Raw genomic sequence first — 15907 nt, 5'->3', positions numbered from 1 at the left:
AGTTCCGGCGGATTAATGTTCATTATTTACATCCTGGCGTCCGTTGTGATGCCGCGCGGCGTTCAGCGCCTGCGCCTTCGGCGCGTCCATCGCCACCTGGCCATCCTGCAGTACAATCACGCGCTCCACCAGTTCCAGCACCGCGGCCCGATGGGTCGCCACCACCAGCGTGCGTCCCGCCAGCCAGACCGCGAGGCGCTGAATAAATTCCCGTTCGGCGTGCTCGTCCAGCGAGGCGGTAGGTTCATCCAGCAGGACGATATTCGGATCGCGCAGCAGCATGCGCGCCAGCAGGATCGACTGGCGCTGGCCGCCGGAAAGGCCGATCCCGCCCTCCATCACCGGGTGATCCAGCCCCAGAGCCAGTTTTTTCACCAAACCGTCCGCGCCGCACACTTCCAGCGCGGCAAAGATCTGCGCGTCGCCGGCGCGCGGCGCTCCCAGGGTCAGATTCTCGCGCAGGGTGCCGAAAAACAGCCGGGCGTTTTGCGTGGTCAGGCCGATGTTGCGGCGCACGTCCGCCATATCGATATGCGCCAGGCTCAGGTTATCGAGCCGCAGTTCCCCCTCCACCAGCTCCATACCGCCCGCCATCGCCTGGAGCAGCGTCGACTTCCCGGCGCCGTTGCGTCCCAGAATCGCCACCCGTTCGCCGGGGCGGATCTCCAGCTGCGCTATTTTCAGCGCGATAACGCCGTCTTCGCTGTGGTAGCGGAACGCCGCGCGCTGGAACTGGTAGTGGCCGTACAGCACGTCGCAATTCACTTTGCTTTCATCAAGGCCGTTTTCCACCGGCAATTGCATCACGCCGTCCAGCCCCTGTTTCGCGGCTTTGACCTGCTGCCAGCGCGCCAGCACGCCGCACAGGGTGGTCATCGGCGCAATCATGCGCGACGACAATAACGACGCGGCGACCACGGCACCGGTGGTCATCTCGCCGGCAATCACCAGCGGCGCGCCAATCATCACCACCAGCGCGTACACCAGTCCCTGAACGCTCACGCCCCAGCTAATCAGCCCCTGGGTGAGCTTGCGGATGCGCACGCCGGATTCGGCGCTGATACTGATGTAGCTGTTCCACTGCTGCAGAAAACGGTTCTCCGCCTGCATCAGTTTGATATCTTCCAGCCCCTGCACGCTTTCCACCAGCACCGCGTTGCGCAGCGTGACTTCCTGGGTGGACTGTCGCGCCAGCTGCGCCAGCCGCTTTTGCAGCAGCACGCCCGGCAGGATCATCAGCAGCGCCGACACCGGCGCGATCCACGCGAGCGCCGGCGCGACGATCAGCAGCACCAGTAAAAACAGCAGGAAAAACGGCAGATCGACCACCGCGGAAACCGTGGTGGAGGTGACCATTTCGCGGATCTGCTCCAGCTCCCGCAGTTGGGAAATAAAGCTCCCGGTGGAGCGAGGAACGGCGCTGTTGCGTAGCCGCAGCGCATGACCGAACACCCGGTCGGAAACGCGGATATCCGCGCGCTTGCCGAGAATATCCATAATCTGCCCGCGCCCCAGCCGCAGCAGGAAAGCGAAGATCACCGCGATCAGCACGCCTGTCGCCAGCACATACAGCGTCGGGTAGGATTGCGCCGGGATCACCCGGTCGTACACCTGCATGGAAAACAGGATCCCGGCCAGCGCCAGGATATTCACCACCAGCGAGGCCAGCATCACATAGATATAGGGCTTGAAATCCCGCAGCACCAGTTTCCACAGCCAGTCCGGGCGGTAACTTTCCAGATAGCGACTGGCGCGGCTGTCTTTCACCGCCGCCGCCGGGCGCAGCGCCACCACATGGCGGATCTCCGGCAGCAGCCGGCTTAACGAGAGCTGGCTAAGCTGATTGCCGTCGGCCATAAAGCAGAGGCTAACGGTATCCTGACCGTCAAACTGTTCGATAACGCCCACCTGACCGTCCGCCAGCTGTATCGCCAACGGCAGCCGCCAGGCGGAGATATCCTGATGCTGCTGAAGAACGCGGGCCGTCAATCCGGCCTGACGCGCCAGATGTTGCAGCGCCTGGGGGAAAGAGCGTTCCTGCAGCCACTGCGCGCCGGCCTGAAGCGCCCCCGGTGAAAAGGCCAGCCGGTAATGGCCGGCCACATAGCCTACGGCGCCGGCCCACAGCGACAGCAACCGCGCGTCGCCTTGCGCCGCCGCCGGCTCTTTTACCTCTGCCGACTGGCTCACGGCTGGATCTCCACGGTCTGGATAGTGCGATTATTCAGCGCGAAAGCGCTGCGCGTCTTGCCGGTGCTATACAGGCAATCGAGCTGTAATTGGCGCAGTTGCACCAGCGTTTGCCGTTCGCTGAAGCGCACCTGAAACACCTCCTGTTCGGCGTTCAGCACGTCGAGCAACTGCCGGCTGCCCAGATCCAGATATTGCTGTTGATAGAGCGCGCGGGTCTTTTCCCCCAGCTCCCGTTGCCGCTGCTGAATTTGCAGCGTGCGCGCCAGCCCCTGGGCCTCATTTTGCGATTCCGCCAGCTGCTGGCGCGCGTCCAGCCGCGCGGCCTGCACCGCGGCGTTGGCGGCTTCCCGCGAGTGCGCCGCCGCGTTGCGGCCGGCGGTCAGCTTGCCGCCCTGATAAAGCGGCATTTCGACCTTGACCCAGGCGGAATATTGCGTGCGATCCAGCGTCGCGCTGTTGGCGTAACGGTCGTTGAGGTAGTGGCTGACCTCCGGCTGCAATGAGATGGTCGGGAGCATTCTGGCGTCGGCCTCGTCCAGCTGCGCCTGCGCTTTATTGGCCTGGGCGTAAGCCGCCAATACCGCCGGGATCAGCCGGTCGTCCGGTTCGCCGGCCTCACAGGCGCGGCTCAGGCCTGGCGGAAAATCGTCGCTGACCTGCTGAATACGCTCCCAGCCCAGCCGGGAAGCGAGCGTCGCCCGCCAGCGGTCGAGATTGGCCTGATACTGCAATAACAACGAGCGCGCGCCTTCGATACGCGCGTCGGTCTGCACCACGTCCGACAGCGTACTGGCGCCCTCATCGCTGCGCTGACGCGCCAGCTGGCTGATGCCGCTCAGGGCCGTCAGCTGATCCCTGGCGATCTTCACCAGATTCTGATAGCCCTGCACCTGGACCAGCGCCGACGCGGTATCATGCGCCACGGTATCGATGCTCACCAGAACGTTGGCCTGCTCCTGCGCCACGCCGGCGTTGGCGGCGCGCACCTGGCTATCCACCTTGCCGAAGTCATACAGCATCTGGGAAAGCGACAACACCAGCGACGGGCTATAGCCGCTGTCGCGGTAAGTGTTGGTGATACCGTTATTAATTCCGCCGTTCACCTGCGGATAATATTGCGACCGCGCCACGTTGACCGCTTCCGACTGTTCGAACAGCCGCCCGACGGCTTTACCAATATCCGGGTGCCAGGAGACGGCGCGCGCGACCGCCAGATTAATATCAAGGCTTTCAGGCGCTTTGGAGGCGATGGGCGGGGACACAGGGCCAAAAAGCGAAGGCAGTTGCTCCCAGGCGACGACCTGCCCGGCGCTGATAGCGCCCGGCGGACGTTCGGTCTGCGCGGCGCCGACGCTACGGTAACCGCCTCCGACAAAGAGCAGCAAATACGCCAACGCCATCATATATACGCGACAGAGGTTCATATCATTCCATAATAAAATCAATCAATTGAATAAAATCACCCGCGGCGCGGCAGCGGTGCCGCGCCGCGGGATTTAATAATGCGTCAGGCGGTTATGGCATGGTTTTCCAGCAGCTCATCCAGCGTGACTTCCACGCCCTGCAAGGTGACCAGCTCCGTGGGGCTGAACGCGGTTCCCTGACCGTCGCGGTCGATGGAGATCACCGTGTTGCCGTTAACGGTTTCCACCGAGAGCCAGTCGCCGACGTTGCCGGCGGCGTCGCTCCCGCCCTGCAGTAAGCGGCTGACATCAATCTGGTCGCCATCCGCCAGCGAGAAGTCCGTCCAGGTATCGCTGCCGTTGCCCCCGGTGGCATCCTGCGCATCCAGCAGGTTGAAAATCACCGTGTCGCCGCCCCCGCCGAGCGCGAAGGTATCGTCGTAGACCGAACCGGTGGCGATGTCGCCGTGGCTGGTGCCGTTCAGCTGCAGCGCCAGGTCGACGGTCAGCGTGGCGGCGGCGGTTTCCCCGCTGGCGGAAGTGAGGGTGTAATTGAAGCTTTCCTTCTCGGTGATGGCGGTGAGATCCACATCGCCGTTAAGGGTATAGCTGTATTCGCCGTCGATATTGAGCGTCAGCACGCCATAGCGCCCCTGCACCGTCGCCGCCGCATCGCTGGTGACGTAAGGATTCAGCGTGGTGATATTGCCGTCCACATCGGCAATGGATAGCGTGGTCGCCACGGAAACCAACTGGTCGGCGGCGCTCTCCTGCGAACCGCTGCCATCGAAAATATTCCCTTCCACCGCGGCGCTTTCGGTCTGGAAGTCATCCAGCAGGATATTGGTCCCCGCCACCGACGCGCTCACCGTAACGCTCCCCACGGACAGCGCGCCGATAGAGCCGGTAAAGTTCAGGGTGTATTCCCCGGCGTCCAGCGTCAGGTCGCCAAGGGAAACGGTGGCGCTGCTGCCGAGCAGCGTGCCGCTGCCCACCGTCCCGTTCGCCAGCTCGGTTCCGTCGCTGTTCAGCAATGTCCAGCCAATACTCAGGCTGCCCAGGCTGAGTAACGAATCCACTTTAAAGGTGATGCTGGCGTCTTTCACCAGGGTATGCTCCGCCACGGTGACCGTGCCGCTGGCACTCTCCGAGGTAGAGCCGAGCAGCGACGAACGCCAGGCGGTGGAGCCCGCATCGCCGTCGCTGTAACTGGTCTCCTCCTGCACCGCCGTCGCCGCCAGGGTGACGCTATCGTCCACCGCCGTCAGCGGGGAAGCAACCAGGTTGATATTGAGGGTGCCGTTGTCGGACTCGCCGTCCGGCGACGTCAGCGTATAGACGAAGCTGTCCGGCGCGGTAATGCCGTCCGCGCCCACGCCGGCGTTCAGCGTGTAGGTATAGTGACCCTGCGCGTCAATGGTCAATACGCCGTATTCGCCGGTAACGCTGGTGACGCCATCGGCGGCTATCGCCACGCCGTTCACCGCGCTGATTGACGACCCGGTCGGCGCGATGTCGTCTTCCATCACGCTGCCGGAGGCGCTGGCGCTGACCGTTTCCACGGTATAAATATGGTCTTCCAGAATATGCAGGGTGTACCTCGTCAGCGCGGAGACGCCGTAAGCGGTATCCAGCAGGAACAGGTACTTGCCGCCATCCAGCGTCAGCGTCAATTCATCGGACGAGCCGCCCAGCAGCGGGGCCGTCAGCCAGTTTTCCACCGTGCGATACTGATCGTACTGCTGGGTGGCGTCATTAAATTTGTAGATATAGAGATCGAAACCGGACAACAGGGAAACGCCGCCGACCGACGCCTGGAGCGTCATCGTCCGGGTTACCCCCTCTTCCACGTCGAAAATGATCGGGTTGGTGATATCGTCCAGAATGCCCACATTCATCACGCTGCCCAGGCCGAGGTTCAGCACGGTAAAACCGCTTTGCGAGGAGGCGCCGTTATCTATCTCATCCACCGTGGTTGCATAGGTAATGGCCGCCGAATCATCCACGGCGACGACATTACCGCTGGCGCCGGGCTCCGTTCCCAGCGACACCACCAGCCTGGCGGTAGAGGTTTCACCATTCGCGGTTACCGTGTAAGTGAAGCTATCCGTGTGGCCCAGCACCGCGGTGGAAGTATCGGTGAGCGTGTAGGTATAGCCGCCGTCCTGATTGATGCTCAGCGTGCCGTATTCGCCCTGGATGGCGGCGCCATCCGCCGTTACCGAGACCGCCTCCCCCGCGCCGTGCGCGACCTGCGTCACCACCGTACCCGCCGGCGCGACATCCGTACCGTGATTCAGGTCCTCATCGGTAATAACGTTACCGGTATGGAGGGTTTCCCCGTTTACCACGCCGGCGGCGGTTTGGGTCACCGTCGCCGCCACGCTGACATAAGAGCCGACCGACAGCAAGGCGGTGTTATACGCCAGTGCGCGGTAAGTGCCCTCATTCATGTTTTCCACGTTCAGCGTCACGCCGTTATTGCCGATGGTCAGCAGGCTGGCCCACTGGGCGTCCGCGGTATCGATCACCGTGGTCCAGGAGTCGGTGTCGGCGTTATACTGCTGCACCAGCATCCCCATGCTGTTAAGCAGCGACAACACGCCGCCGGTGGCATTGGCTTCCAGCACCACATCCGCCGTGGCGCCGTTGTCAACGGTGAAGGTGACCTGAGCGCTGTCATTCCCCAGCAACGACGCGATATTGCCCAGCGCCCCAACGACCAATACCCCCCAGTCACTGTACGACTGGGTGCTGACTTCCGCATCGGTCGCCAGCTCCAGCGACACATTATTATCGTTCGCCGCCAGCTCCAGCACCGGCGCGATAACATTGGTAGCCGCCGAAATATTCCCCGCCGCATCGGCGGCCGTAACCGACACCGACTGCCCGTTGGCCTGCGCGCTCGGGAAATCGTAGCTGTAGTTACCCTGCGCATTCGCCTGTACGGTAGCGACCGAGCCATCCGCCAGAGTGATGGTAACGGAACTGCCGCTCTCCGCCACCCCACTGATACTGCCGCCATCGTCGCTGACGGCCGCGCTTGGCGCATCCGGCGCGGTGGTATCCGGCGCCGTGACTGTTGCCGAGGCAGAGGCATTACCCGCCGCATCGCTGGCTGTGGCCGTGATTGCTTCTCCGTTGGTCAGTGCCGGTGATAGCGGTACGGTAAAGCGGCCATCGTCACCCGCGGTTGCGCTGCCCAGCGCGTTGCCGGCGGCATCGGTAATGGTTACCCTGCTGCCCGCTTCCGTTGTGCCGCTGACGGCGGCGCCGTCCACTGCCACCAGCAGATCGGTTGGGACCGCAGGGGCGGTAAGATCCGGGGCGATCGCGGCGGTGGACGCAGAAATATTGTTCGCCGCATCCGTCGCGGTGACCGTAACGGTTTCCCCGTTGATTAGCGCGGTTGGCAACGTCACGCTATACACGCCAAACGCATCCGCCGTGGTGGTCAGCGTGGAGCTGTCCGGCAGCGTCACCGTTACCGTACTCTGCGGCTCGGCCGTTCCGCTAACGGTCAGTCCGTCGCTACTGACCGCCGCTTCCGGCGCTTCCGGCGCGGTGGTGTCCGGCACAGACGTATCCGGGACGGTAACCTGAGCGGCAGAAGAGGTATTACCCGCACCATCCGTGGCGGTTACCGCCAACTGCTCGCCGGCGGTTAACCCTTGCGGCAGGGTGATGCTCCAGGTGCCGTTTTCCGCCGCCGTCGCGGTCTGGGTACTATTATCCGGCAAGGTCACCGTCACGGTACTGCCCGCCTCCGCCGTACCGTTTACCGTTGTGCCGTCGTCGCTGATATAAGCTTCCGGCGCTTCCGGCGCCGTGGCGTCTGGCGCGGTGGCCGTTGCCGCGGTTGAGGCGTTACCGGCAGTGTCGCTGGCTGTGGCAGTGATTGCTTCGCCGTTGGTGAGTGACGGTGATAACGGTACGGTAAAGCGGCCGTCGTTCCCTACCGTTGCGCTGCCTAGTTCATTACCGGCGGCGTCGGTGATTTTCACTGTGCTGCCGGCTTCGGCTGTGCCGCTAACGGCGGTACCGTCTGCTACCACCAGCAGTTCGGCGGGAGTTGAAGGTGCGGTGGTGTCAGGTGCCGTGGAGGTTGCTGCGGTAGAAGCATTACCTGCCGCGTCGCTGGCTACGACATTAATTGCCTCGCCGTTGGTTAACGCCGGTGCTAACGGCACAGTAAAGTGACCATCGTCACCCACCGTTGCGCTGCCCAGTTCATTGCCGGCCGCATCGGTGATCTTCACCATACTGCCAGCTTCTGCATTGCCGCTGACTGCGGAACCATCCGCTGCCACCAACAGATCGGCGGGAGTTGAAGGTGCGGTGGTATCAGGTGCCGTGGAGGTTGCTGCGGTAGAAGCATTACCTGCCGCGTCGCTGGCTACGACATTAATTGCCTCGCCGTTGGTCAGCGCCGGTGATAGCGGTACGGTAAAGTGACCATCGTCACCTACCGTCACTTCACCCAGCGCATTGCCTGTCGCATCGGTAATGCTCACCTTACTGCCTGCCTCGACTGTACCGCTAATGGAGGCGCCGTCTGCCGACACCTGCAAATCGGTTGGGACCGCAGGGGCGGTAAGATCCGGGGCGATCGCGGCGGTGGACGCAGAAATATTGTTCGCCGCATCCGTCGCGGTGACCGTAACGGTTTCCCCGTTGATTAGCGCGGTTGGCAACGTCACGCTATACACGCCAAACGCATCCGCCGTGGTGGTCAGCGTGGAGCTGTCCGGCAGCGTCACCGTTACCGTACTCTCCGGCTCGGCCGTTCCGCTCACGGTCAGTCCATCATCGCTGACCGCCGCCTCCGGCGCATCCGGCTCGGTGGTGTCCGGCACAGACGTATCCGGGACGGTAACCTGAGCGGCAGAAGAGGTATTACCCGCACCATCCGTGGCGGTTACCGCCAACTGCTCGCCGGCGGTTAACCCTTGCGGCAGGGTGATGCTCCAGGTGCCGTTTTCCGCCGCCGTCGCGGTCTGGGTACTATTATCCGGCAAGGTCACCGTCACGGTACTGCCCGCCTCCGCCGTACCGTTTACCGTTGTGCCGTCGTCGCTGATATAAGCTTCCGGCGCTTCCGGCGCCGTGGCGTCTGGCGCGGTGGCCGTTGCCGCGGTAGAAGCATTACCTGCCGCGTCGCTGGCTACGACATTAATCGCTTCGCCATTAGTTAGCGCCGGGGATAACGGTACGGTAAAGCGGCCATCGTTCCCCACCGTTGCGCTGCCCAGTTCATTGCCGGCAGCGTCGGTGATTTTCACTGTGCTGCCGACCTCGGCTGTGCCACTAACGGAGGCGCCGTCTTCCGTCACCAGCAAATCGGCAGGAGCCGCCGGCGCCGTGGTATCCGGGGCGGTAACGCCCGCCGCCGCAGAGGCATTACCGGCAGCGTCGCTGACCACCACACTAATCGCTTCACCATTGGTCTGCGCAGGCGATAACGGCACCGTAAAGTGACCATCATCCCCTACCGTTACGTTGCTTAGCACGTTGCCAGCGGCATCGGTAATGGTCACCGTACTGCCTGCCTCGGCACTGCCGCTAACGGCTGTACCGTCCGCTGTCACCAGCAGATCGGCGGGGGTGGAGGGTGCGGTGGTATCAGGTGCCACGGTGGTTACTGCGGCAGAAGCATTACCTGCCGCATCACTGGCTACAACATTAATTGCCTCGCCGTTGGTTAGCGCCGGCGATAGCTGCACGGTAAAGTGACCATCGTCACCCACCGTTGTGCTGCCCAGTTCACTGCCGGCCGCATCGGTGATCTTCAGCGTACTGCCAGCTTCTGCGGTGCCGCTGACTGCGGAACCATCCGCTGCCACCAACAGATCGGCGGGAGTTGAAGGTGCGGTGGTATCAGGTGCCACAGCGGTTACTATGGTAGAAGCATTCCCGGCCGCATCGCTGGCTACGACAGTAATCGCCTCGCCATTGGTCAGCGCCGGTAATAACGGCACGGTAAAACTGCCGTCATCCCCCACAGTTACATTACCCAGCGCATTGCCAGCGGCATCGGTAATGGTCACCGTACTGCCCGCCTCAGCACTGCCGCTAACGGCGGCACCATCTTCCGCTACCAGCAGATCGACTGGTGCAGAGGGTGCGGTGAGATCCGGCGCGGTCGCAGTGGTGGGCGTAGAAATATTGCTCGCAGCATCTGTCACGGTGACCGTAACAGTTTCGCCGTTGGTTAACGCCGGTGCTAACGGCACAGTAAAGTGACCATCGTCATCCACAGTCACTTCACCCAGCGCATTGCCTGCCGCATCAGTAATGGTCACCTTACTGCCTGCCTCGGTGTTGCCGCTAACGGCGGTACCGTCCTCCGCCACCAGCAGATCAGCGGGAGTTGAAGGTGCCGTAGTGTCAGGTGCAACGGCGGTTGCCGCCGCAGAAGCATTCCCGGCCGTATCGCTGGTTGTAGCAGTGATTGTTTCGCCGTTGGTCTGCGCAGACGATAACGGCACCGTAAAGTGACCGTCGTTCCCCACCGTTGCGCTGCCCAGTTCATTGCCGGCCGCATCGGTGATCTTCACCATACTGCCAGCTTCTGCATTGCCGCTGACTGCGGAACCATCCGCTGCCACCAACAGATCGGCGGGAGTTGAAGGTGCGGTGGTATCAGGTGCAACGGCGGTTGCCGCCGCAGAAGCATTCCCGGCCGTATCGCTGGTTGTAGCAGTGATTGTTTCGCCGTTGGTTAGTGCAGGTGATAGCGGTACGGTAAAGTGACCGTCATCCCCCACCGTTGCGCTGCCCAGTTCATTGCCGGCCGTACCGGTGATCTTCACCTTGCTACCCGCTTCGGCGTTGCCGCTAATGGCGGAACCATCTTCCGCTACCAACAGATCGACTGGTGCAGAGGGTGCGGTGAGATCCGGCGCGGTCGCAGTGGTGGGCGTAGAAATATTGCTCGCAGCATCTGTCACGGTGACCATAACAGTTTCGCCGTTGATTAACGCCGGTGCTACCGGCACAGTAAAGTGACCATCATCCCCCACCGTTGCTCGGTCCAGTTCATTGCCAGCGGCATCGGTGATCTTCACCGTGCTGCCCGCTTCGGCTGTACCGCTAATGGAGGCGCCGTCTGCTGCCACCAGCAGATCGCCGGGAGCCACTGGAGCCGTGTTGTCCGGAGCGGTGACGCTCACCGCCGCAGAAGTATTACCGGCGGTATCGCTGACAACTACGCTAATCGCTTCACCGTTAATTAACGCCGGTGATAACGGCACAGTAAAGCTGCCATCGTCACCCGCAGTTGTACTGCCCAGCACGTTGCCCGCGGCATCGGTAATAGTGACAGTGCTACCCGTTTCGACTGTTCCGCTAACGGCGGCACCGTCAGTTTCCATAAGCAGATCGGTTGGGGCGGAAGGTGCGGTGGTATCCGGTGCAGTAGTCGTTGCTGTAACTGAGACATTACCCGCAGCGTCGCTGACCACCACGCTAATCGCTTCGCCGTTGGTCAGCGCCGGTGATAGCGGCACGGTAAAGTGACCGTCATCCCCCACCGTTGCGCCGCCCAGTTCATTGCCGGCCGCATCGGTGATCTTCAGCGTACTGCCTGCTTCGGCGCTGCCACTAACGGCTGAACCATCCGCTGCCACCAACAGATCGGCTGGAGCGGAGGGTGAGGTAGTATCAGGTGCAATGGCGGTTACCGCGGCAGAGGCATTACCGGTCGCATCACTGACCACCGCACTAATCGCTTCGCCGTTGGTCTGCGCAGACGATAACGGCACCGTAAAGTGACCGTCGTTCCCCACCGTTGCGCTGCCCAGCGTATTGCCTGCCGTATCGGTAATAGTGACCGTGCTATCTGGTTCTGCTCTACCGCTAACGGCGGCACCGTCCTCTGCCACCAGTAAATCGGCGGGAGCCGCCGGTGACGTGATATCCGGGGCGGTAACGCTCGCCGCGGCAGAAGCATTACCCGCAGCGTCGCTGACCACCACGCTAATTGCTTCGCCATTGGTCAACGCCGGTGATAACGGTACGGCAAAGTGACCGTCGTTCCCCACCGTTGCACTGCCCAGTTCATTACCAGCGGTATCGGTGATCTTCACCGTGCTGCCCGCTTCGGCGCTACCGCTAACAGCGGCACCGTCTTCCGCCACCAGCAGATCGGCGGGAGTTGAAGGTGCGGTGGTGTCAGATGCCGTGGCGGTTGCCGCGGCAGAGGCATTACCCGCAGCGTCGCTGACCACAGCACTAATCGCTTCGCCGTTGGTTAGCGCCGGTAATAACGGTACGGTAAAGTGACCATCGTTCCCTACCGTTACGCTACCCAGTTCATTGCCATCGGCGTCGGTGATCTTCACCGTGCTGCCGGCTTCGGCAGTGCCGCTAACGGCTGTACCGTCCGCTGCGATCAACAGATCGGTTGGGGCGGAAGGAGCCGTGGTATCCGGAGCGGTAATGCTCGTCGCCGCAGAAGCATTCCCGGCAGCGTCGCTGACCACCACACTAACCGTCTCGCCATTGGTCAACGCTGGTGATAATGGCACAGTAAATCGACCATCATTCCCCACCGTTACGCTACCCAGTTCATTGCCGACGGCATCGGTGATCTTCACCGTGCTGCCGGTTTCGGCGTTGCCGCTAACGGCGGTGCCATCTTCCGCCATCAGCAGATCGGCGGGAGCTGTCGGTGCGGTGGTATCAGGTGCGGTAACGCTCGTCGCCGCAGAAGCATTACCGGCCGCATCGCTGACCACCGCATTAATCGCTTCGCCATTGGTCATCGTCGGGGATAAGGGCACGGTAAAGTGACCGTCTTCACCCACCGTCACTCTGCCCAGTTCATTGCCAGCGGCGTCGGTAATAGTCACCGTACTGCCCACGTCCGCGCTACCGCTAACGGCGGTGCCGTCCGCTGCCACCAGTAGATCGGCGGGAGCGGAGGGTGCGGTGATGTCAGGTGCCGTGGCGGTTACCGCGGCAGAAGTATTACCGGCCGTATCGCTGTCTATAACAGTAATCGCCTCGCCGTTAGTTAGTGCCGGTGATAGCGGCACGGTAAAGCTGCCATTATCTCCTACCGTCACGCTGCCCAGTACATTACCGGCTGCATCAGTGATCTTCACCGTACTGCCAGCTTCGGCACTGCCGCTAATGGCGCCGCCGTCTTCCGCCACCAGCAGATCGGTTGGGGCGGAGGGTGCGGTGGTGTCAGATGCAACCGCGGTTACCGCGGCAGAGGCATTACCTGCCACGTCGCTGACTACTGCACTAATCGCTTCGCCGTTAGTCAGTGCCGGTGATAACGGCACGGTAAAGCTGCCATCGTTCCCTACTGTGACGCTGCCCAGTTCATTGCCAGCGGTATCGGTGATCTTCACCGTGCTGCCGGATTCGGCTGTGCCGCTGACTGTGGAACCGTCCGCTGCCACTAGCAGATCGGTTGGGGCTGAGGGTGCGGTGGTATCCGGGGCGGTAATGCTCGTCGCCGCAGAAGCATTACCCGCCGCGTCGCTGACCACCACATTAATCGCTTCACCATTGGTCAACGCTGGTGATAGTGGCACCGTAAAGCGGCCGTCGTTATCCGCGGTTACGCTACCCAGTTCATTGCCGACGGCGTCGGTGATCTTCACCGTGCTGCCGGCCTCGGCTGTGCCGCTAATGGCTGCGCCGTCCGCAGCCACCAGCAGATCGGCGGGAGCTGAAGGTACGGTGGTATCAGGTGCAGTAACGGTTGCTGCAACCGAGGCATTACCGGTTGCATCGCTGGCTGTGACAGTGATTGCCTCGCCGTTAGTCAGCGCCGGTGATAGCGGTACGGTAAAACTGCCATCGTTCCCCACCGTTGCACTGCCCAGTTCATTGCCGGCTGCATCAGTGATCTTCACCGTGCTGCCGGCTTCGGCATTGCCGCTAATGGCTGCGCCGTCTGCTGCCACCAGCATATCGGTTGGGGCGGAGGGTACAGTGGTATCAGGCGCAGTAGTCGTTGCCGCAACTGAGGCATTACCCGCAGCGTCGCTGACCACCACATTAATCGTTTCGCCATTAGTCAGCGCTGGTGATAGCGGTACGGTAAAGCTGCCATTATCCCCCACCGTCACACCGCCCAGTTCATTGCCGGCTGCATCGGTGATCTTCACCGTACTGCCCGCTTCAGCGTTGCCGCTAACAGCGGCGCCGTCCGCTGCCACCAGCAGATCAGCAGGAGTTGAAGGAGCAGTGGTATCCGGGGCGGTAACGCTCGTCACCTCAGAGGCATTACCGGCCGCATCGCTGACCACCACACTAATCGCTTCGCCATTGGTCTGTGCAGGGGATAACGGTATGGTAAAGCGACCATCATTTCCCACTGTCACGTTGCCCAGCACGTTACCTGCCGTATCGGTAATGGTCACCGTGCTGCCCACTTCGGCGCTGCCGCTGACGGCTGAACCGTCTTCCGCCACCAGCAGATCGGCGGGAGCGGAGGGCGCAGTATTATCTGGCGCGGTAGCATCAGGTGCGGTGACGCTGATCCCGGCAGAAGCATTACCCGCCGCATCGCTGACCACCGCGCTAATCACCTCGCCGTTGGTCAGTGCCGGTGATAACGGTACGGTAAAGCGACCATCTTCTCCTACCGTTGCGCGGCCCAGCACGTTGCCGGCCGTATCGGTAACGGTGACCATGCCGCCCGCTTCGGCTCTGCCGCTAACGGCGTCACCGTCTTCCGTTACCAGCAGATCGGCGGGGGCTGAAGGGGCGGTGATGTCCAGTGCGTTCAAGATAACCGTTGCAGAAATATTGCCAGCCGCGTCGCTGGCTACCGCATTAATCGCTTCGCCGTTGGTCAGCGCCGTGGATAACGGCACGGTAAAGTTACCGTCTTCACCCACCGCCACCCTGCCCAGTTCATTACCGGCGGCATCGGTAATGGTCACCGTGCTGCCCGCGTCCGCGCTACCGCTAACGGCGCTGCCGTCTTCCGCCACAGACAAATCGGTTGGCTCTGAGGGGGGAGTGGAGTCAGGTGCGGAAACGGTCGTCGCCGCAGATGTATTACCCGCAGCATCGCTGACTACCACGCTAATCGTCTCGCCATTGGTCAGCGACGGTGGCAGCGGCGCCGTAAAGCGACCGTCATCCCCCACCGTCGCGCTGCTCAACGTATTACCGTCGGCATCGGTAATGGTCACCTTGCCGCCCGGCTCCGCTTCACCGCTAATGGCGGAGCCATCCTCGCTGATGTTTACCGTCGGCGCGTCGAGTGCGTGGGCGTCACGTTCGCTATCATCATCATCGTGGCGATCGGACGCCATAGCGGCCACGGTCGCCACGCCGGCGATCCCGCCCAGAATGTACGGCAGGGCCGTACCGCCGGCAGCTTCCGCACCTCCGGCGCCGGCCGTGATCTCATCAATAGCGGAAATGAATTCAAATTGAGGTTGCGTTGCAGGATCTTTTACCCACCAGAGCGCGCCATTCTCGTCTTCCAGCACCAATTCGCTGGCGCCGTGTTCTCCGGCAATATAAAAGTTTTTCAGGACCGTTTTTTCACCGGAGTGAAATGTCACCATTAAGTCATTGCCGGAGCGAGTCATGGAGGCAATTTCTTGCCGATCGGCCTGCAACGTCACAATGGAAGGAGACGATAAATTCAGTTCTCCGGAAGAGGTATTGACCATAGAGGTCGCGCCGTTTTCTTTCGCGGTAATAGAGAAATTACTCATTTAACTTCCACTCCCAAACGAGTATTGGTCAAAAATCAGTGATGAAAAAAGATAACCGAATACATCACTCATATATTCCCGGCAAAAGAAACCACAGTGAATCAATTACGCACCGGCAATTAATTCATCATAAAAACACCCTAATTAAAGTAGCGCCCTAATTAATAAAAACGTCTGTTTTTCAGAAAAAATCGTTGGGCAGCAGACAACGACATGCCGTCAGTTCATTTCCTCTATAAGATATTCAGGTAATTCTATCTCTATTATATTTTTCTCTTTGGATAATTTATTGGTGTTATCATTTGTAAAAAATTTATGCTGTCTATTTTATTTAGCACAAGCAAGACGAGATGCAAGTTGACGCAAAAAAATTTTTGCTTAACGCAAATGTAAAAAAACATCGCCATTTCTTAATAATTTCTTTAATATCAATAACCAATAAATCAAAAAACTTAGAATAAAATTCAGCACATGCCAGAGTGCGCCCCTATTGATATAGTTAGATAGCTTATATTTTTTATAAATATAGACACTCTACGTGAGGAGTTTATCCGGCGATTTATTTACCTGGGTAAATCAGATAGGATATTAAGAAAACAGAATAACATTCAGATA

General features: G+C 60.8%; 3 protein-coding genes. All 3 read right to left on the bottom strand.

The genetic code is table 11. The features are described 5' to 3' along the window. Positions 1-12 precede the first annotated feature (12 nt). The 3 genes from MFP24_RS15660 to MFP24_RS15650 all read right to left on the bottom strand — a co-directional run bounded on the left by MFP24_RS15660 (position 13) and on the right by MFP24_RS15650 (position 15292). On the bottom strand, positions 13-2190 hold the full coding sequence (locus tag MFP24_RS15660) for a type I secretion system permease/ATPase (protein WP_249231406.1): 2178 nt from the start codon (positions 2188-2190) through the stop codon (positions 13-15). Continuing rightward, positions 2187-3635 (bottom strand): TolC family outer membrane protein, encoded by a 1449-nt coding sequence (locus MFP24_RS15655; RefSeq protein ID WP_407062019.1) that lies wholly within the window; start codon positions 3633-3635, stop codon positions 2187-2189. The genes MFP24_RS15660 and MFP24_RS15655 overlap by 4 nt, the downstream gene beginning before the upstream one ends. A gap of 65 nt (positions 3636-3700) precedes the next feature. Further along, positions 3701-15292, bottom strand: coding sequence for a BapA/Bap/LapF family large adhesin (locus MFP24_RS15650; protein ID WP_249231408.1), 11592 nt, complete (start codon positions 15290-15292; stop codon positions 3701-3703). Between the last annotated feature and the right edge of the window lie 615 nt (positions 15293-15907).

It is taken from the genome of Brenneria tiliae (assembly GCF_023347575.1).
Taxonomy (GTDB): Bacteria; Pseudomonadota; Gammaproteobacteria; order Enterobacterales; family Enterobacteriaceae; genus Brenneria; species Brenneria corticis.
This window is presented reverse-complemented; position numbering and strand designations above follow the sequence as displayed.